13 protein-coding genes and 2 rRNA genes (1 of these 15 only partly in view) are annotated in these 18221 nt (G+C 72.3%); 3 read left to right on the top strand and 12 right to left on the bottom strand.

The genetic code is table 11. The annotated features are described in order from the left end of the window. Positions 1-35: 35 nt before the first annotated feature. Together recN and yczE are read right to left on the bottom strand one after the other, a co-directional pair. Positions 36-1769: a DNA repair protein RecN gene (gene recN, locus J2S46_RS29335; RefSeq protein WP_191293148.1), complete on the bottom strand. Its 1734-nt coding sequence runs from the start codon at positions 1767-1769 to the stop codon at positions 36-38. Between the two features lie 78 nt (positions 1770-1847). Beyond that, the gene (yczE, locus tag J2S46_RS29330; protein WP_191293131.1) at positions 1848-2594 is read right to left on the bottom strand and encodes a membrane protein YczE; all 747 of its coding nucleotides are present in this window, start codon (positions 2592-2594) and stop codon (positions 1848-1850) included. 169 nt (positions 2595-2763) lie between these two features. Between yczE and yczR the strand changes: the two genes are divergently transcribed. Continuing rightward, on the top strand, positions 2764-4272 hold the full coding sequence (gene yczR, locus J2S46_RS29325) for a MocR-like transcription factor YczR (RefSeq protein ID WP_191293132.1): 1509 nt from the start codon (positions 2764-2766) through the stop codon (positions 4270-4272). A 48-nt stretch (positions 4273-4320) separates the two neighbouring features. Here yczR and J2S46_RS29320 read toward each other — a convergent pair whose 3' ends face one another. The 5 genes from J2S46_RS29320 to J2S46_RS29300 all read right to left on the bottom strand — a co-directional run bounded on the left by J2S46_RS29320 (position 4321) and on the right by J2S46_RS29300 (position 8322). Beyond that, positions 4321-4863, bottom strand: a complete 543-nt coding sequence (locus tag J2S46_RS29320) for an MOSC domain-containing protein (protein WP_191293133.1) — start codon at positions 4861-4863, stop codon at positions 4321-4323. A gap of 103 nt (positions 4864-4966) precedes the next feature. Continuing rightward, entirely contained in the window at positions 4967-5869 is a 903-nt protein-coding gene (locus J2S46_RS29315; protein WP_073923553.1) for an NAD kinase, read from the bottom strand. A 105-nt stretch (positions 5870-5974) separates the two neighbouring features. Then, positions 5975-6781 (bottom strand): TlyA family RNA methyltransferase, encoded by an 807-nt coding sequence (locus J2S46_RS29310; RefSeq protein WP_191293149.1) that lies wholly within the window; start codon positions 6779-6781, stop codon positions 5975-5977. Between the two features lie 232 nt (positions 6782-7013). Continuing rightward, positions 7014-7283: a hypothetical protein gene (locus J2S46_RS29305; RefSeq protein WP_191293134.1), complete on the bottom strand. Its 270-nt coding sequence runs from the start codon at positions 7281-7283 to the stop codon at positions 7014-7016. Then, positions 7276-8322, bottom strand: a complete 1047-nt coding sequence (locus J2S46_RS29300) for a hypothetical protein (RefSeq protein WP_191293135.1) — start codon at positions 8320-8322, stop codon at positions 7276-7278. Before J2S46_RS29300 ends, J2S46_RS29305 begins: the two co-directional genes overlap by 8 nt. Positions 8323-8490: 168 nt before the next feature. Here J2S46_RS29300 and J2S46_RS29295 point away from each other — a divergent pair, with 168 nt between their 5' ends. Beyond that, positions 8491-8838 (top strand): sterol-binding protein, encoded by a 348-nt coding sequence (locus J2S46_RS29295; protein WP_191293150.1) that lies wholly within the window; start codon positions 8491-8493, stop codon positions 8836-8838. A 152-nt stretch (positions 8839-8990) separates the two neighbouring features. On the opposite strand, the gene J2S46_RS29290 is transcribed toward J2S46_RS29295, so the two are convergent. Both J2S46_RS29290 and J2S46_RS29285 read right to left on the bottom strand, forming a co-directional pair. Beyond that, complete coding sequence (locus J2S46_RS29290; RefSeq protein WP_191293136.1) at positions 8991-10034, bottom strand: HAD-IIA family hydrolase; 1044 nt, start codon at positions 10032-10034, stop codon at positions 8991-8993. After that, positions 10031-10690 (bottom strand): tetratricopeptide repeat protein, encoded by a 660-nt coding sequence (locus tag J2S46_RS29285; RefSeq protein WP_191293137.1) that lies wholly within the window; start codon positions 10688-10690, stop codon positions 10031-10033. The genes J2S46_RS29290 and J2S46_RS29285 overlap by 4 nt, the downstream gene beginning before the upstream one ends. Positions 10691-10786: 96 nt before the next feature. Here J2S46_RS29285 and J2S46_RS29280 point away from each other — a divergent pair, with 96 nt between their 5' ends. After that, a complete protein-coding gene (locus J2S46_RS29280) occupies positions 10787-12157 on the top strand; it encodes a DUF1015 family protein (protein WP_191293138.1) in 1371 nt (456 codons plus the stop codon). Between the two features lie 130 nt (positions 12158-12287). On the opposite strand, the gene J2S46_RS40930 is transcribed toward J2S46_RS29280, so the two are convergent. The 3 genes from J2S46_RS40930 to J2S46_RS29260 form a co-directional block, all read right to left on the bottom strand. Beyond that, on the bottom strand, positions 12288-14843 hold the full coding sequence (locus J2S46_RS40930; RefSeq protein WP_370882258.1) for a tetratricopeptide repeat protein: 2556 nt from the start codon (positions 14841-14843) through the stop codon (positions 12288-12290). Between the two features lie 226 nt (positions 14844-15069). Further along, a 5S ribosomal RNA gene (gene rrf / locus J2S46_RS29265) occupies positions 15070-15186 on the bottom strand. Between the two features lie 134 nt (positions 15187-15320). After that, positions 15321-18221, bottom strand: a 23S ribosomal RNA gene (locus tag J2S46_RS29260); it runs 221 nt beyond the window's last position.

Raw genomic sequence — 18221 nt, 5'->3', positions numbered from 1 at the left:
CCGGGGCGGCGGTGGCCACGACGGCCGCGGGCCGGTCAGCGGCCGCGCGGGGCGCGGGCGGCGGCCAGCAGTTCCTCGGCGTGGGCGCGGCCCAGCTCGGAGTCCTCCAGGCCGGCCAGCATCCGGGACAGCTCCCGGACCCGCTCCTCGTCGTCGAGCACCTTGACGCCGCTGCGGGTCACGGTGCCGTCGTTGGTCTTCTCGACCACCAGGTGCCGGTCGGCGAAGGCCGCGACCTGCGGCAGGTGGGTGACCACCACGACCTGCGCGCTCTGCGCCAGCTTGGCCAGCCGGCGGCCGATCTCCACCGCCGCCTTGCCGCCGACGCCCGCGTCGACCTCGTCGAAGAGGTACGTCGGCACCGGGTCCGCGCCGGCGAACACCACCTCGACGGCCAGCATCACCCGGGACAGCTCGCCCCCCGAGGCGCCCTTGGCGATCGGGCGCGGCGAGGCGCCCGGGTGCGGGGCGAGCAGCACCTCGACCTCGTCCACGCCGTGCGAACCGTAGGCGACGGTCCGGCCGTCGACCTCCAGCCCGGCCGGGTCGTCCGTCCGGCTGATCCGGAAGGTCACCCGGGCGTGCGGCATGGCCAGCTCGGCGAGTTCGGCCGAGACGGCCTCGGCGAAGCGTCCGGCGGCCGCCTCGCGGGCGGCCGACACCTCGGCGGCGAGCCGGGCCAGCTCGCCTCGCAGTTCGCCCTCGCGGGCGGCCAGCTCGTCGATCCGCTCGTCGTCGCCGTCCAGCTCGGCGAGCCGGGCGGCGCCGGCCTCGGCCCAGGCCAGCACCTCGGCCAGGGTGTTCTCCGGGCCGCCGTACTTGCGCAGCAGGTGGGCGAGCACCGAGCGGCGCTCCTCCACCGCGGCCAGCCGGACGGGGTCGGCGTCCAGGTCGTCCGCGTAGCCGGCCAGGTCGCCGGCGACGTCGGCCAGCAGGTAGCCGACCTCGTTGAGCCGGTCCGCCAGCGGGGCGAGCCGCTCGTCGTGCGCCCGGACGCCGTCCAGCGCCCGGCGGGCCTGGGCGAGCAGGGTGCCCGCGTCCAGCGAGTCGGGCTCGGCCGGGTCCCCGGCCAGGGCGGCGTGGGCCAGCGTGGCGGCGGAGGACAGCGCGTCCGCGTGGCCCAGGCGCTCGGCCTCGGCGGACAGCTCGGTGTCCTCGCCGGCCACCGGTTCGGCGGCGGCGACCTCGTCCAGGCCGAAGCGGAGCAGGTCGGCCTCCTGGGCGCGCTCGCGGGCCCGGGTGGTCAGCTCCTCCAGGGTCGCGGAGACCTCCCGCAGGTCGCGGTAGACCTCCCGGTAGCGCTCCAGCGGCCCGGTCAGGTTCTCGCCCGCGTAGCGGTCCAGCGCGCCGCGCTGGCGCGAGGGGCGCAGCAGCCGCTGCTGGTCGGTCTGGCCGTGCACGGCGATCAGGTCCTCGCCGAGTTCGGCGAGCACCCCGACCGGCACGGCCCGCCCGCCGACGAACGCCCGGGAGCGGCCCTCGGCCGAGACGGTACGGCTGATCAGCAGCGCGCCGTCGTCGAGTTCGGCGCCCGCCTCCAGGGCGCGGGCGGCCGCCGGGGAGCCGGCGGGCAGCTCGATCCTGCCCTCGACCACGGCCCGGGCCGCGCCGCCGCGCACCAGGCCCGGGTCGGCCCGGCCGCCGAGCAGCAGGCCGAGGCTGGTCACCACCATGGTCTTGCCGGCGCCGGTCTCGCCGGTCACGGCGGTGAACCCCGGTGCCAGCTCGACCACGGCGTCGTCGATGACACCAAGATCTCGTATCCGCATCTCGTCCAACACGGAGACGACCTTACGAGGTTCCACCCCCGCCGCGCGACGAGCGACGGCCCCGCGGCCCCAAGTTCATCAGTTCCGGGGCACCGCGGTGACCTCGCCGGCGGCCGTCGTACCGGCCGGGGCACCGACCCGGGAGGGCGGCCCGGCGGGCCGCTCGGGCAGGCCGGGGGCGGCCGGTTCGGACACGGCCGGCGTCACGGCGCAGTGGCGCAGGAAGAACTGCGCCAGCGGGCCGATGGCCAGCGCGTACGCGACGGTGCCGATCCCGGCGGTGCCGCCGAGCAGGATGCCGACGAGCAGCACGGTCAGTTCGATACCGGTCCGGATCAGCCGCAGGGAGCGGCCGGTACGCCGGTGCAGGCCGGTCATCAGGCCGTCCCGGGGGCCGGGGCCGAGCCGGGCGCCGATGTAGAGGCCGGTGGCCAGGCCGTTGAGGACGATGCCGAGGGCGAGCAGCGCGATCCGGGCGGGCAGCGGGCCGGGGGTGCCGACCGTCCGCAGGGTGACGTCCATGGCCAGGCCGAGCAGCAGCACGTTGCCGACGGTGCCGACGCCGGGCCGCTGGCGCAGCGGGATCCAGAGCAGCAGGACGGCGGCGCCGGTGATGGTCACCCAGGCGCCCATCGAGAGTCCCAGGTGGCGCTGGAGGCCCTGGTGCAGGACGTCCCAGGGGTTGACGCCGAGGGTGGCGCGCATCATCAGGGCCATGCTGGAGCCGTAGAGCAGCAGTCCGGCCAGCAGTTGCGGGACGCGGCGGCCGAGGGCCCGGCCGGCCAGGGTCGCGGGGGCTCGTTCGGGTGCGGCGACGACGGCCATCGGGTGTCTCCTTGCGGTGCTGCGGGGGCGGCGCGGGTGCTTCGGGTGCGCTGCGGCGCGACGGACCGGTGCAGCCGGTCCACTGGCGGGCTCGATGGCCGCAGTGCCATGATGACCAGGCCACCTGGGCCGATCCCAGGGCCAATCACGAGCAAGTGGACTGATTCCCGTGGCCGAATGGCACAGCACCGTCACCCCCGCCGCCCTCGCCCGGCTGCTGGGGGCCGCCCGGCTGCCCGAGCCGGCCGGGCATCGCCCCGCGTACCGCACGCTGGCCGACCAGGTCCGCACGCTGGTCTCGGCCGGCCGGCTGCCGGTCGGCGCACGGCTGCCCGCCGAGCGGGAACTGGCCCTCGCGCTCGCGGTGAGCCGCACCACCGTCGCCACCGCCTACGAGACCCTGCGCGGCGAGGGCTACCTGCACAGCCGGCGGGGCGCCGGCAGCTGGACGGCGCTGCCCGCGGGCGCGCCGCCGCCCAGCGACGCCATGCACCCCGTCCCGCCGGACGAGCAGGGCCGGGTGCTGGACCTCGGGGTCGCGGCGCTGCCCGCCCCGCAGCCCTACCTCGGCGAGGCCGCCGCCCGGGCGCTGGAGCAGCTGCCCGCGTACGCGGCCGGACACGGCTGCTACCCCACCGGCCTGCCGGTCCTCCAGGAGGCCGTGGCCCGCCGGTTCACCGCGCGTGGCCTGCCGACCACCCCCGACCAGATCCTGATCACCACCGGCGCGATGAGCGCCCTGCACCTGCTGCAGCGGACCCTGCTCGGGCGCGGCGACCGGGTCGCGGTCGAATCACCGAGCTACGCGCACACCCTGCAGGCGCTGCGGCTGAACGGCTCCCGCCTGGTGCCGGTGCCGCACGCCTGGCCCGGAGGCCCCGACCGGCTGCCGCTCTGGGACCTCCCCGAGTGGCGCCGGGTGCTGCGCGGCGCGGCGCCGAAGGCCGCCTACGTCATCCCCGACTTCCACAACCCGACCGGCGCGCTGATCGACGAGGAGCAGCGCCGCGAGCTGCTGGCGGCCGCCCGGGCCGCCGGGACGGTGGTGCTGGCCGACGAGACCACCGCCGAGCTGGGCTGGGGGATCGAGGACGAGAGCCTGCTGCCGCGCCCGACCGCCGCGCTGGACCGCGCCGCCCAGGTGGTCACCGTCGGCTCGGCCAGCAAGCTGCTCTGGGGCGGCCTGCGGATCGGCTGGGTCCGGGCGGCGCCCGCGCTGGTGCGCCAGCTGGCCACCGACCGGGTCTACACCGACCTGGGCACGCCCGTCCTGGACCAGCTGATCGCCGCCGTGATGCTCGGCGATCAGCTGGCGGACGTGCGCGCGCACCAGCTGCGGCAGCTGCGCGCCACCGCCGCGGCCCTGACGGCCGGGCTGCGCGAGCGGCTGCCGCACTGGCGGTTCGCCGAGCCGCCCGGCGGGCTCAGCCTCTGGCTGGCCACCGACGGGGTCTCGGGCGCCGCGCTCGCCCGGGCCGGGGAGCGCGGCAGCGTGCGGATCGCGGCCGGCACCCGGTTCGGCGCCGACGGCGCCTTCGAGAACTTCCTCCGGATCCCGCTCACGGTGCCCGCCGCGGCCGTCCCGGACGCGGTGGAGCGGCTGGCCGCCGTGGCCTCGCTGGCCGAGTCCGGCGACCGCTGGTCGGCCGCCGACGGGCGCCAGCCGCTGGCGGTCTGAGGCCGGGGCGCCGCCGACGCGGACGGGAGCGGGAGGGACCCCGGGGCCTCAGACCCGTTCGAGCGGCAGTGGCGGCCCGTCCGGGAGCTCGACCCGGACGGTGTCGCCGGGGCGGACCTCGCCGCCGGCCAGCACGACGCCCATGATCCCCGCCCTGCGGACCACGTTGCCCGCCTCGTCCCGGCCGACCACCTGCTTCAGCAGGCCGCCCTGGAACGCCTCGATCTGCAGGCAGGGGTTGCGCAGCCCGGTCACCTCGACCACCGCCTCCGCGCCCAGGTGCAGCCTGGTGCCGCGGGGCAGGCCCAGCAGGTCGAGCCCGCGGGTGGTGATGTTCTCCCCCAGCTCGCCGGCCGCCACCGGGTGTCCCGCCAGCCGCAGTTCGTCGTGCAACTCGGCGTGCATCAGGTGCACCTGACGGAGGTTCGGCTGCGTCGGGTCCTGCGCGACCCGCGAGCGGTGCTGGACGGTCACCCCCAGGTGGGCGTCGCCCTCCACGCCGAGCCCCGCGAGCAGCCGTACGCTCGGCCGGTTCGGCTTGCTGAACCCGTGCCCCGTGCCGCGGCTGACCGCCGCTATCGTCCCGTTCATCGCCACTCCCCTTTCACCGCGCCCGCCCGGGGCGCCTGCGGCCGGGGCCCGTGCGATGGTCCCCGGCCATGCCTGCCGTCCGTACCGGAAGGTCCTCGAAGCCTCAGCAGGCTCCGCCGCGCCCGCGCCACCCGGTCACCGGGAGGGCGAACTTGGCCACCAGCCGGTCGGTGAACGGCGCCCGGTGCAGCCGCGCCAGCCGGACCGGCGTCTGGCCTCGGCGGACCTCCACCCGCGCGCCGGCGGGCAGTTCGACCGAACGGCGGCCGTCGCACCAGAGCACCCCGTGCGGGGTCTTGGGCTGCACCTCGACCGCCAGCACCGAGTGCGGCGAGGTGACCAGCGGCCGGGCGAACAGCGCGTGCGCGCTGATCGGCACCATCAGCAGCGCCTCCACCTCCGGCCACACCACCGGGCCGCCGCCCGAGAAGGCGTACGCGGTCGAGCCGGTCGGCGTCGCGCAGACCACCCCGTCGCAGCCGAAGTTGGAGACCGGGCGGCCGTCCACCTCGGTCACCACCTCCAGCATCCGCTCCCGCGAGGCCTTCTCGATGGACGCCTCGTTCAGCGCCCAGTCCTGGTGGATCACGTCGCCGTTGGTGCGCACCAGCACGTCGAGGGTCATCCGCTCCTCGACCTCGTAGTCGGCGTCGACCACCCGCTCCACGACCACCGCGAGGTCGTCCCGCTCGGCCTCCGCGAGGAAGCCGACCCGGCCGAGGTTGATGCCGAGCATCGGCAGCCCGTGCTCGCGGGCCAGCTCGGCGCCGCGCAGCAGCGTGCCGTCCCCGCCGGCCACCAGGATCAGCTCGCAGCCGTCCGCCGCGCCCTCCCCGCCGGCGACCCGCTCCACCCCGTCCGGGAGGTCCAGGTCGACCGCCTCGGCGGCCAGCAGCCGGATCCGGATCCCCGCCTTCAGCAGGCCGTGCACCAGTCCTTCGACACTGCGCAGCGCGGTCTCGCGACCGGTGTGCGCGATCAGGAAGACCGTACGTTCCTCAGTCATGCTGCCCTCTCCCTACGCCTGCCGGGTCGCCTGTCGGGGGCTCGGGTCGCCCTCGGCCCGGTGCGGCCGCCACTCGGCATGGCGGCCGGACGTCCGCAGAGCACCCTATCCGGGGCCCTCCGCGACGGCCCGGTCCGCCTCGGCCGGGTCCAGCTCCGCGGCGTCCCGGCGCAGCCACAGGAAGTACTCGACGTTCCCGGACGGGCCGGGCAGCGGGCTGGCGGTGACCGCCCGCACCCCCAGCCCGAGGGCCCAGGCCTGGGCGGCCACCCGGCGGACCATCTCGGCCCGCAGCTCCGGACTGCGGACCACCCCGCCGCTGCCGAGCCGCTCCTTGCCGATCTCGAACTGCGGCTTGACCATCAGCACCAGGTCGGCGTCCTCGGCGCTGCAGGCCGCCAGCGCCGGCAGCACCAGCCCGAGCGAGATGAAGGACAGGTCGCCGACGACCAGGTCGACGGGCCTGCCGCCGATCTGCTCCAGGTTCAGCTCTCGCACATTGGTGCGGTCCATCACGGTGACCCGCTCGTCGCTCTGCAGCGACCAGGCGAGCTGCCCGTAGCCGACGTCCACCGCCAGGACGTGCGCGGCGCCGGCCCGCAGCAGGACGTCGGTGAAGCCGCCGGTGGACGCGCCGGCGTCCAGCGCCCTGCGGCCCGCCACCACGAGGCCCTGCGGGCCGAAGGCCGCGAAGGCGCCCGCCAGCTTGTGCCCGCCGCGCGAGACGTAGTCGGGGTCGTTCTCGTCCTTGGCGACCACCACGGCCGCCGCGGTCTCGACCTGGGTCGCCGGCTTGGTCGCGGTGGTGCCGCCGACGGTCACCCGGCCGGCCGCGATCAGCTCGGACGCGTGCTCGCGCGACCGGGCCAGCTTGCGGCGGACCAGCTCCGCGTCGAGTCGGCGTCGTGCCACTGCCACTGGGTTTCAGCTCCTACCGCTGCCTGCCGCCGCCCACCGCGCCGTCCACCGCGGTGTGCTGCTGCCAGGTGTCGCCTGCTTGAACGGACTGCCTTGTAACTGCCTTGAACGGACTGCTCGAACTCACTGCTCGAACGGACTGCTCGGACGGACTGCTCGGAGAACTGCCCGTGCCGGACGGCCGAGGGGACGGCCGGGCCGCCGCGATCCGGGCCCGTGGCCGGCCTCAGGACCGGTCGAGCGCGGCGAGGGTCTCCCCCAGCCGCTGATGAACATCTTCGTACACCGGGAGGTGCCCCTCGGTCGGGACCCCGTCCAGCGCCTCCAGCCGGCCCAGCGCCGCGTCCACCGCCGGATCGCCGGTCGGGGTGAACTCGACGCCGAGCGGACGCGCCTCGGCGTCCCGGCCGGCCGTCGCGGCTGGGGCGGGCGACCCGGCTGCGGGAGCGGGAACGGCCTCGGGTGCGGTCCCGGGGAGCGCGGCGGGGTCAGGCATCGGGGCCCTTGCTGCTGGTCGTCCGGCGTACGGTCGTCCGCTTGGTCGCCGCCCGCTTGGTCGCGCCGGCCGCCGGAGTCGCCTTCTTCGCCGTCGGCTGGCCGGCCGACGCCGTCCTGGTGACCGTGGTCTTCTTGCCCGCGGCCTTCTTCGCGGCCGGCTTCTTCGCGGCGGCGGCCTTCTTCGCCGGGGCCGCCTTGTCCGGCGTGGCGCCCCCGGCCGCCGGGCCCTTGCCCGACGCCTGCTTGGCGGGCGTCCCCTTCGCCGGCGTCCCCTTGGCGGGCGTCCCCTTGGCGGTTGCCTGCTTCGCGGGGGCCTGCTTCGCGGGCGCCGTCCTCGCCGCCGGACGCCCGGCCGCGGCCGCGCCGCCCGTCCCGGCCTTGGCCGCCGGCTTCCCGGGCGTCTTCCGGGCGGCCTTCCCGGCCGCCGCGCGCTTCGCCGGCGCCGTCGGGGCCGGCGGCTGCGGGGCCTCCGCCCCCTCCGGGGTCCAGGCCTCGCCGGTCCGGTCCTCGCCGGCCGGCTCCGGCGACCCGCCGTCGTCCACCGGCACCCGCTCGGCCACTATCGGCTCGCCCGGCCGGCCGCCGGTGTCCGACGACCCGCCGCCCTGCTCCCAGCCGTGGCCGAACAGCCCGTCCGCCCGCGCCGCGGCCGCGCCGTTCTTGTCGGCCGGCCGCGCCGCCGGGGCGTCGTCCTCCTCGACGTCCCGCAGTCTGCTCTCCAGGTAGGCCAGCACGACGCCGACCTTGGTCACCTGGTCACCGACCTTCTCGAAGGCCTTCTCCACCTCGCTGCGGGCCACTCCGGTGGCGAGGTCGAAACCGGCGCGGCCGGCGGTGACGGCCTCCTCCGCCAGGGTCTGCAGCGACTTGACCGAGGGCGGGAACTGGCCGGCCGCGCGTGCCTTCCGCTCGACCTCGGCCAGATCGATCCCACTGCGTTCCAGCAGTTCGGCGGCGGTCAGCACGACCCGCTTGCCGGCCTCCTCGGCCAGCCCGGAGGCGACCGTGACAAATCCCCGCACCGTGTCCCGAAGCATCCGGGCGCCTCCTTCGAGCATCACTCCGTCATGGAAGACCCCGGACCGGACCGGCGCCCACTGACGACGCTACCGCCAAGGTGCCCCGGCCCGCTGCAGGCGATCCCCCCACCGGGCTGCGATAGCGTGAGGCTCCCGGAACCGCAGAAGCAGGAGTGGACAGCAGCCATGGCCAACGCCGAGGAGTGCCGCGAGGCATTGGAGCAGCTCAGCCGGAACATGGCGAACTCCACCGGCGACGTCCGCAAGGCGGCCGCCCTCGACCGCTCCCTGACCTGCTGGATCACCGATCTCGACATCACCTTCCACGGCCGGCTGCGCGAGGGCCGGATCCAGGACGTCACCGAGGCTCCCGGGAGGCCCGCCGAGCGGGCCGAGATCCGGCTCGCGATGTCCGGCGACGACCTGGTCGCCCTGGTCGGCGGCCGGCTGAACTTCGCCTCGGCCTGGGCCGGCGGCCGGGTCAAGCTGGAGGCCGGCTTCCGCGACCTGCTCCGGCTGCGCACCCTGCTCTGAGCCCACGGGTCTGAGCCCACGGGCCGCCGCGCCCCGGCAGCCGCTGCCAGGAACGGGCCGGCCGGCTGCCCGCCCTGCCGGGAACGCGAACGCCCGGCGGTCCCCGGTCCCCCGAGCCCCGCCGGGCATCCTGCGACAAGCGGCCCGCGGACTCAGAACCCGAGGTCCGCCAGGGCCTTGCGCCCGTCCGGCACACCGGCGCCGCCGTCCAGCGCCGTCCAGGCCGCCGCGCACAGCGCCCGCAGCCCGTCGTAGCGGTCCTCGCCGACCCCGTCGAGCCGCAGCAGGCCCTCCGCGACCGAGGCCGTCCACCCGCCGCAGGCGAAGCCGCCGCCGTCCGCCGGCTCCACCGCCGACTGGGCGAGCAGCAGGCCGCGCAGGTCCTCGGCCAGGTAGGTGGGCCGGTGCTCGACCGGCGCGGTCAGCAGCTGCGCGGGGGTGGTGACACCGGTGAAGACCAGCAGGCTGTCCACCCCGCCGTTGTGGGCGCCCTCGATGTCGGTGTCGAGGCGGTCGCCGACCACCAACGGCCGCTCCGCGCCCGTCCGCAGCACCGTCTCCCGGTGCATCGGCGGCATCGGCTTGCCCGCCACCTCCGGCTCGACCCCGGTCGCGGCCCGGACGGCCGCCACCAGCGTCCCGTTGCCCGGAGCGATGCCGCGGGCCGTCGGGATGGTCAGGTCGGTGTTGGACGCGACCCACGGCAGCCCCTGCTGCACCGCGTAGGAGGCCTCCGCGAGCTGCGCCCAGCCCACCGACGGGTCGTACCCCTGCACCACCGCGGCAGGCTCCTCGTCCAGCGAACGGACGGCGACCAGCCCGCGCTCGGCCACCGCCTCGACCAGCCCGGCGCCACCGATCACCAGCACCTTGGAGCCGGCCGGCACCTTGTCCGCCACCAGCCGGGCCGCCGCCTGCGCCGAGTTGATCACGTCCCCGGCCTCGGCCGGCACCCCCAGCTCGGTCAGGTGGCCGGCCACCACCTGCGGCGGACGGGAGGCGTTGTTGGTGACGTAGGCCAGGCGCATCCCGGCCGCCCGGGCCGCGTCCAGCGACTCCACCGCGTGCGCGATCGCGTGCGGGCCGGCGTACACCACCCCGTCGAGGTCGAGCAGGGCGGTGTCGTACGCCTCGGTCAGCGGGCGGTCACTGCCGGCCGGTACGGTGCGCCGGGCGGTGGTTGCCGTGTCGTTCATTCGTGCTCTTCCTCGTCGTCCGTCAGCTCCGCGTCGCCCGCGCCATTGCCGGCCTTGTCCGTGCCCTGGCCCGTGCCCGCCGCGGCCCCGCCGCCCGGAGCGTCCGGAGCGTCCAGCTGGACGGCCTCGGCTCCGGCTTCGGTTCCGGCCTCGGCTCCCGGGTAGCCGGGCGCCCCGGGCAGCAGGGGCCCGTAGGCCCCCGCCCGGGCCGCCAGCGTCGCCCGGGTCTGCTTGAGCGCGGCCCGGTAGTGGGCCGTTCCGGGGCTCATCGCCACCGCCAGCGCCAGGTGCTTGGCGGAGGTCTCGAAGTCGCCCAGCCGGGCGGCCGAGATGCCCCAGCCGAACCGAGCGTAGTCGTCCGACGGGTCGGCCATCGCCACCGCCCGGAAGTTCTCCAGCGCGGCCGCGTACGAACCCGCGTCGAACTGCGCCCTGGCCAGCGCCTCGCGGATGCTGTGCGACTGCGGCTCGGCCGCCGCCGCCCGGGACAGCAACTGCACCGCGGCCCCGGGATGGCCCTCCGCCAGCAGCTTGGCACCACGCCGGTACCAGTCGTACACATCGCCCGTCGGCTCGCCCGGCCGCCCCTGCTCGGGCGCCCCGCCCCCGCCGTCGGTGGGTCCGCCGCCGCCGACCCGCTCCTGCCCGTCGCTCATCCCGTACCTCGCTCCCGGTCCGTCCCACTCCCCGACCTGCCGGTCGGCCGGGTGTTCCGATCTCTCAACAACGCGTACCCGATTACGATGCCCAGAATGAGTGCACCCAGTGCAGAAAGCGGAGCGGAGTCTCCGCAGGGCGGCCCCGGCGATCCCGGGCACGTCGCCACCGCAGGGCTGTCCCTGTCCCCCTTCCGCGGCCTGCGGTACGACCCCGACCGGGTCGGCACGCTCGCCGCCGTCACCTCACCCCCGTACGACGTGGTCGATCCCGGCCGCCGGCTCGACCTGGAGACGGCCGACCCGCACAACGTCGTACGGCTGATCCTGCCGCGTCCCGAGCCCGACGACGCCGGCGACCGGCCCGACCGCGACACCCGCTACCGCCACGCGGCGAGACTGCTGCGGGCCTGGCGGCGCGAAGGCGTGCTGGTGCCCGACCCCGCGCCCGCTCTGTACGTCTACGAGCAGCGGGCGGGCGACGACGGCACCGGCCCGGGGCGGGTGCAGCGCGGCCTGATCGGCGCGCTGGCGGTCAGCGGCCCGGAGGGCGGGGTCGTGCTGCCGCACGAGGACGTGATGCCCAAACCCGTCGCCGACCGGGTCGGCCTGATGCGCACCACCCGCGCCAACCTCGAACCGCTGCTGCTCACCTACCGGGGCAACGGCGGCGCGGCCGGTGTGATCGAACGCGCGGTGCTCGGCGAACCGCTGCTCACCACGACCACCACCGACGGCACCCATCACCGACTGTGGGCGGTCACCGCGCCGGCCGACCTCGCCGAGGTCTCCCGCGACCTGGCCACCTGCCGGGCGCTGATCGCCGACGGCCACCACCGCTGGGAGATGTACCTGCGACTCCAGCGCGAGCACCGGCACCTGCCCCGCAGCCCATGGGACCGCGGGCTGGTGCTGCTGGTCGACACCGCCCGCTACCCGCTGCGGGTCCGCGCGATCCACCGGGTGCTCTACCGCCTGCCGGTCACCGAGGCGCTGGAGCTCCTGGGCGACCACTGGCAGGTCAAGGAGGTCGCGGGGCCGCTGACCGGCGCCCTGGAGGCCCTCACGGAACTCAAGCGGCACGGCGGCAACGGCTTCGTCCTGACCGGCGGGGACGGGCAGTTCTGGCTGATCGGCGAGCCGGACGAGGCCCTGCTGGACGCGACCGTGCCGCAGGACAAGCCGCAGGAGTGGCGTCACCTGGACGCGACGGTCCTGCACTCCACCCTGCTGGAGCACATCTGGCAGGTCCCCGACGGCCCGGACGACATCGGCTACCTGCACACCGCCGCCGGCGCCGAGCGGGAGGCCGCCCGTACCGGCGGGACGGCCGTCCTGCTGCACCCGGTCAAGGAGAGCGTGGTGCGGCGGCTGGCCGAGCAGGGCGTCACGATGCCCCGCAAGTCCACCTCCTTCGGCCCGAAGCCGGCCACCGGGCTGGTGATCCGCAGCCTCGAACTGGGCTGAGCGGGGGGCGGGCAACCGCCGGGCGGCCTGCGCACGCCGGGGCGGGCATTGCGGCCCCGCCCCGGAACGACGAGAAGCCCTGCCGCACCCCGAGTGGGGTGCGGCAGGGCTTCTCGTCAGATCCGCCCGGTCAGCGCTCGTCGCGCTCGTCCGCCTGCTCCGCGCGCTGGGGGGCGCGGCCGTCGAAGTCCTCGTCGATCTCCAGGTCGTCCTCGTCGTAGTACTCCTCGACGTCTTCCTCGTCCTCGAAGATCTCCCGCTCGTCCGGCACGCCGCCCGCGGGGGCCTTGCCGCGCGACCGGGCAGGAGCCTCGTCCTCGGCCTGCGCCTCGTCCTCGGACTCCTCGCCCTCCTCGACGTCCAGGTCGGGGTCGAGGGCGTCGACGAACTCCAGGCCGTCGATCTCGGCCAGCCGCTCGGAGGCGTTGGTCGAACCGTCGGTGTCCGCGTCGGCCGCCTTGGCGAACCAGTCGCGGGCCTCGTCGGCCCGGCCGGCCGCGATCAGGGCCTCGGCATAGGCGTACCGCAGCCGGGCGCTCCACGGGTGCACCGAGTTGGAGGCCAGCTCGGGGCTCTGCAGGGTGACCACGGCGGCGTCGAACTGCTCCATGTCGCCACGGGCACCGGCGGCGACCAGGCGCATCTCGACCTGGCCGGCCTTGTCCAGCTGCTTCACCTCGGGCTCGCCGGCCATCGCCAGCGCGCGCTCGGGGCGGCCCAGACCGCGCTCGCAGTCGGCCATCACCGGCCACAGGTCCACCCGGCCGGTCATCCGGCGGGAGGCGCGGAACTCGGTCAGCGCCTCGGAGTAACGCTGCGTCATGTACGAGGCGAACCCGGCCGCCTCACGCACGGCGGCGACGCGGGACGCGAGCCGCAGCGCGACGCGGGAGTACTGGTAGGCCTCCTCCGGCTCGGTGTCGAGCAGGCGGGCCACCATCACCAGGTTGCGGGCGACGTCGTCCGCCAGCGTCTTGGGCAGGCTCTTGAGCTCCTGGCGCACGTCGGCGTCGATCTCGAAGCCGGTGACGTCCTCGGGGATCGGCAGCCGCTTGACGGGCTCGTAGTTGCCACGACGGTCGTCGTAGCCCCCACGGTCGTCGCGGCGGTACTCCTCCCGGCGCCCCTCGAAGCGCCCGCCCCCGCGGCTCTCGCCACGGTTCTCGTACGGCCGGCCGCCACGGTCGTCGCGGTTGAAGCCGCCACCCGAGGGGCGGTCGTCGCGACGGAAGCCGCCGCCGGAGGGACGGTCGTCACGGCGGGGGCCGCGGTCGTCACGGTCACGGTTGAAGCCGGAGGGGCGGTCGTCACGGTTGAAACCGCCACCCGAGGGGCGGTCGTCGCGACGGAAGCCACCACCGGACGGACGGTCGTCACGACGCGGACCACGGTCATCACGGTTGAAGCCACCGCCCGAGGGGCGGTCGTCGCGACGGAAGCCACCACCGGACGGACGGTCGTCACGACGCGGACCACGGTCATCACGGTTGAAGCCACCGCCCGAGGGACGGTTGAAACCGCCACCGGACGGACGGTCGTCACGGCGGAAGCCGCCACGGTCGTCACGGTCACGGTTGTAGCCGCCGCCGGAGGGACGGTCGTCACGGCGCGGGCCGCGGTCGTCACGGTCACGGTTGAAGCCGGAGGGGCGGTCGTCACGGTCACGGTTGAAGCCGGAGGGGCGGTCGTCACGGTTGAAACCGCCACCCGAGGGGCGGTCGTCGCGACGGAAGCCACCACCGGACGGGCGGTCGTCACGGCGCGGACCACGGTCATCACGGTTGAAACCGCCGCCCGAGGGACGGTTGAAACCGCCACCGGACGGACGGTCGTCACGGCGGAAGCCGCCACGGTCGTCACGGTCACGGTTGAACCCGCCACCCGACGGACGGTCATCCCGGCGCGGGCCACGGTCGTCACGGTTGAAACCGCCGCCGGACGGACGGTTGTAGCCGCCGCCGGAGGGACGGTCGTCACGGCGGGGGCCGCGGTCGTCACGGTCACGGTTGAAGCCGGAGGGGCGGTCGTCACGGTTGAAACCGCCACCCGAGGGACGGTCGTCGCGACGGAAACCGCCACCGGACGGACGGTCGTCACGACGGAAACCGCCGCCGGAGGGACGGTCATCCCGGCGCGGGCCACGGTCGTCACGGTTGAAGCCACCGCCCGAGGGACGGTCATCGCGACGCGGGCCACGGTCATCACGGTTGAAGCCACCGCCCGAGGGACGGTCATCGCGACGCGGGCCACGGTCATCACGGTTGAAACCGCCGCCGGACGGACGGTTGTAGCCGCCACCCGAGGGACGGTCATCGCGACGCGGGCCACGGTCATCACGGTTGAAGCCACCGCCCGAGGGACGGTCATCGCGACGCGGGCCACGGTCATCACGGTTGAAACCGCCGCCGGACGGACGGTTGTAGCCGCCACCCGAGGGACGGTCATCGCGACGCGGGCCACGGTCATCACGGTTGAAACCGCCGCCGGACGGACGGTTGTAGCCGCCACCCGAGGGACGGTCATCCCGGCGCGGGCCACGGTCGTCACGGTTGAAGCCACCGCCCGAGGGACGGTCATCGCGACGCGGGCCACGGTCATCACGGTTGAAGCCACCGCGGGACCGGGGCTCGTAGCCGCGGCCGTCGTCCGGGCGGCGATCGGGTCGGTCCTGGGGCGGGTTCGGCATCGTGGTGACTCCTTCTGCTACTTCAGCTCCACCGCTACCTCGGGCGACACCAGCGCCCGGAGCGGTTCGATGCCGGCCTCGTGGCCGCGCACCATCTCCATTGTCCGGCATCCGGGACGACCCCGCGTCTGGGCGGAGGTCCCGAGGAGCCGGATTACCTGCGTTCGAGAAAAACAAAAAGGCCGTGGCCCCAGCGAATCGCTGGGGCCACGGCCTTTGAATGATTGTTCGGCGGCGTCCTACTCTCCCACAGGGTCCCCCCTGCAGTACCATCGGCGCAACGAGGCTTAGCTTCCGGGTTCGGAATGTAACCGGGCGTTTCCCTCGTGCTATGACCACCGAAACCCTATCGGGTATTCAGCGAAACACACTTTTTAGTTAAGAGGTGTCTCTTTATCGTGGTTGGACCGATACTTCGGTCCGTCACCGGCGATAGCTGTTCGCTACCCGGGAACCACACAGTGAACGCGAGCGTCTGAGGACAAGCCCTCGGCCTATTAGTACCGGTCAGCTCCACCCCTTACAGGGCTTCCACATCCGGCCTATCAACCCAGTCGTCTACTGGGAGCCTTACCCTCTCAAGGAGGTGGGAATACTCATCTCGAAGCAGGCTTCCCGCTTAGATGCTTTCAGCGGTTATCCCTCCCGAACGTAGCCAACCAGCCATGCCCTTGGCAGGACAACTGGCACACCAGAGGTTCGTCCGTCCCGGTCCTCTCGTACTAGGGACAGCCCTTCTCAATATTCCTACGCGCACAGCGGATAGGGACCGAACTGTCTCACGACGTTCTAAACCCAGCTCGCGTACCGCTTTAATGGGCGAACAGCCCAACCCTTGGGACCTACTCCAGCCCCAGGATGCGACGAGCCGACATCGAGGTGCCAAACCATCCCGTCGATATGGACTCTTGGGGAAGATCAGCCTGTTATCCCCGGGGTACCTTTTATCCGTTGAGCGACGGCGCTTCCACAAGCCACCGCCGGATCACTAGTCCCTGCTTTCGCACCTGCTCGACCCGTCGGTCTCACAGTCAAGCTCCCTTGTGCACTTACACTCAACACCTGATTGCCAACCAGGCTGAGGGAACCTTTGGGCGCCTCCGTTACTCTTTAGGAGGCAACCGCCCCAGTTAAACTACCCACCAGACACTGTCCCTGATCCGGATCACGGACCCAGGTTAGACATCCAGCACGACCAGAGTGGTATTTCAACGTCGACTCCACAACCACTGGCGTGGCTGCTTCAAAGTCTCCCACCTATCCTACACAAGCCGAACCGAACACCAATATCAAGCTATAGTAAAGGTCCCGGGGTCTTTCCGTCCTGCTGCGCGAAACGAGCATCTTTACTCGTAATGCAATTTCACCGGGCCTATGGTTGAGACAGTCGAGAAGTCGTTACGCCATTCGTGCAGGTCGGAACTTACCCGACAAGGAATTTCGCTACCTTAGGATGGTTATAGTTACCACCGCCGTTTACTGGCGCTTAAGTTCTCAGCTTCGCCGAGACGAATCTCGACTAACCGGTCCCCTTAACGTTCCAGCACCGGGCAGGCGTCAGTCCGTATACATCGCCTTACGGCTTCGCACGGACCTGTGTTTTTAGTAAACAGTCGCTTCTCGCTGGTCTCTGCGGCCGGCCCCAGCTCACGGAGTAAATCCGATCACCAGTTCCGGCCCCCCTTCTCCCGAAGTTACGGGGGCATTTTGCCGAGTTCCTTAACCATAGTTCACCCGAACGCCTCGGTATTCTCTACCTGACCACCTGAGTCGGTTTGGGGTACGGGCCGCCATGAAACTCGCTAGAGGCTTTTCTCGACAGCATAGGATCATCCACTTCACCACAATCGGCTCGGCATCAGGTCTCAGACTATGTGTTGCGCGGATTTGCCTACGCAACGTCCTACACCCTTACCCCGGGACAACCACCGCCCGGGCTGGACTACCTTCCTGCGTCACCCCATCGCTCACCTACTACCCTGTTGGGTCAGCGGCTCCACCACGTCCCATTGTCCGAAGACTCCGGGCCGGCTTCGCGGCTTTAGCATTCAGAGGTTCGACGTTGGCGCTTCAAAGCGGGTACGGGAATATCAACCCGTTGTCCATCGACTACGCCTGTCGGCCTCGCCTTAGGTCCCGACTTACCCTGGGCAGATCAGCTTGACCCAGGAACCCTTGGTCAATCGGCGCAAGAGTTTCTCACTCTTGTATCGCTACTCATGCCTGCATTCTCACTCGTGTCCCGTCCACAACTGGATTCCTCCGCTGCTTCACCCGGAACACGACGCTCCCCTACCCATCACAGCAGGCGTTGGCCCTGTTGCTGCAATGACACGACTTCGGTGGTGTGCTTGAGCCCCGCTACATTGTCGGCGCGGAATCACTTGACCAGTGAGCTATTACGCACTCTTTCAAGGGTGGCTGCTTCTAAGCCAACCTCCTGGTTGTCTCTGCGACTCCACATCCTTTCCCACTTAGCACACGCTTAGGGACCTTAGTCGGTGTTCTGGGCTGTTTCCCTCTCGACCATGGAGCTTATCCCCCACAGTCTCACTGCCACGCTCTCACTTACCGGCATTCGGAGTTTGGCTAAGGTCAGTAACCCGGTGAGGCCCATCGCCTATCCAGTGCTCTACCTCCGGCAAGAAACACGTGACGCTGCACCTAAATGCATTTCGGGGAGAACCAGCTATCACGGAGTTTGATTGGCCTTTCACCCCTAACCACAGGTCATCCCCCAGGTTTTCAACCCTGGTGGGTTCGGTCCTCCACGAAGTCTTACCTCCGCTTCAACCTGCCCATGGCTAGATCACTCCGCTTCGGGTCTTGGGCATGCAACTGAAACGCCCTATTCGGACTCGCTTTCGCTACGGCTACCCCACACGGGTTAACCTCGCTACACACCGCAAACTCGCAGGCTCATTCTTCAAAAGGCACGCAGTCACGAGACAGCAGGCAAGCCCACTGTCCGACGCTCCCACGGCTTGTAGGCACACGGTTTCAGGTACTATTTCACTCCGCTCCCGCGGTACTTTTCACCATTCCCTCACGGTACTATCCGCTATCGGTCACCAGGGAATATTTAGGCTTAGCGGGTGGTCCCGCCAGATTCACACGGAATTTCTCGGGCTCCGTGCTACTTGGGAGAAGCTCAAGTGAGCCGCTGATGTTTCGTCTACGGGGGTCTTACCCTCTACGCCGGACCTTTCGCATGTCCTTCGACTACACCAACGGTTTCTGACTCACCCAGCCGCCGGCAGACGACTGAAGAACTTTCCCACGACCCCTCATACGCAACCCCTGCCGGGTATCACACGTATCAGGTTTAGCCTCATCCGGTTTCGCTCGCCACTACTCCCGGAATCACGGTTGTTTTCT

The sequence above is a fragment of the Kitasatospora herbaricolor genome (assembly GCF_030813695.1).
Lineage (GTDB): Bacteria > Actinomycetota > Actinomycetes > Streptomycetales > Streptomycetaceae > Kitasatospora > Kitasatospora herbaricolor.
This window is presented reverse-complemented; position numbering and strand designations above follow the sequence as displayed.

What these genes read in the sequence shown, in the direction of transcription:
- recN (WP_191293148.1), bottom strand. Translation starts at nt 1,769, where the DNA reads ATGCGGATACGAGATCTTGGTGTCATCGACGACGCCGTGGTCGAGCTG.
- yczE (WP_191293131.1), bottom strand. Translation starts at nt 2,594, where the DNA reads ATGGCCGTCGTCGCCGCACCCGAACGAGCCCCCGCGACCCTGGCCGGC.
- J2S46_RS29320 (WP_191293133.1), bottom strand. Translation starts at nt 4,863, where the DNA reads ATGAACGGGACGATAGCGGCGGTCAGCCGCGGCACGGGGCACGGGTTC.
- J2S46_RS29315 (WP_073923553.1), bottom strand. Translation starts at nt 5,869, where the DNA reads ATGACTGAGGAACGTACGGTCTTCCTGATCGCGCACACCGGTCGCGAG.
- J2S46_RS29305 (WP_191293134.1), bottom strand. Translation starts at nt 7,283, where the DNA reads ATGCCTGACCCCGCCGCGCTCCCCGGGACCGCACCCGAGGCCGTTCCC.
- J2S46_RS29300 (WP_191293135.1), bottom strand. Translation starts at nt 8,322, where the DNA reads ATGCTTCGGGACACGGTGCGGGGATTTGTCACGGTCGCCTCCGGGCTG.
- J2S46_RS29295 (WP_191293150.1), top strand. Translation starts at nt 8,491, where the DNA reads ATGGCCAACGCCGAGGAGTGCCGCGAGGCATTGGAGCAGCTCAGCCGG.
- J2S46_RS29290 (WP_191293136.1), bottom strand. Translation starts at nt 10,034, where the DNA reads ATGAACGACACGGCAACCACCGCCCGGCGCACCGTACCGGCCGGCAGT.
- J2S46_RS29285 (WP_191293137.1), bottom strand. Translation starts at nt 10,690, where the DNA reads ATGAGCGACGGGCAGGAGCGGGTCGGCGGCGGCGGACCCACCGACGGC.
- J2S46_RS29280 (WP_191293138.1), top strand. Translation starts at nt 10,787, where the DNA reads ATGAGTGCACCCAGTGCAGAAAGCGGAGCGGAGTCTCCGCAGGGCGGC.
- J2S46_RS40930 (WP_370882258.1), bottom strand. Translation starts at nt 14,843, where the DNA reads ATGCCGAACCCGCCCCAGGACCGACCCGATCGCCGCCCGGACGACGGC.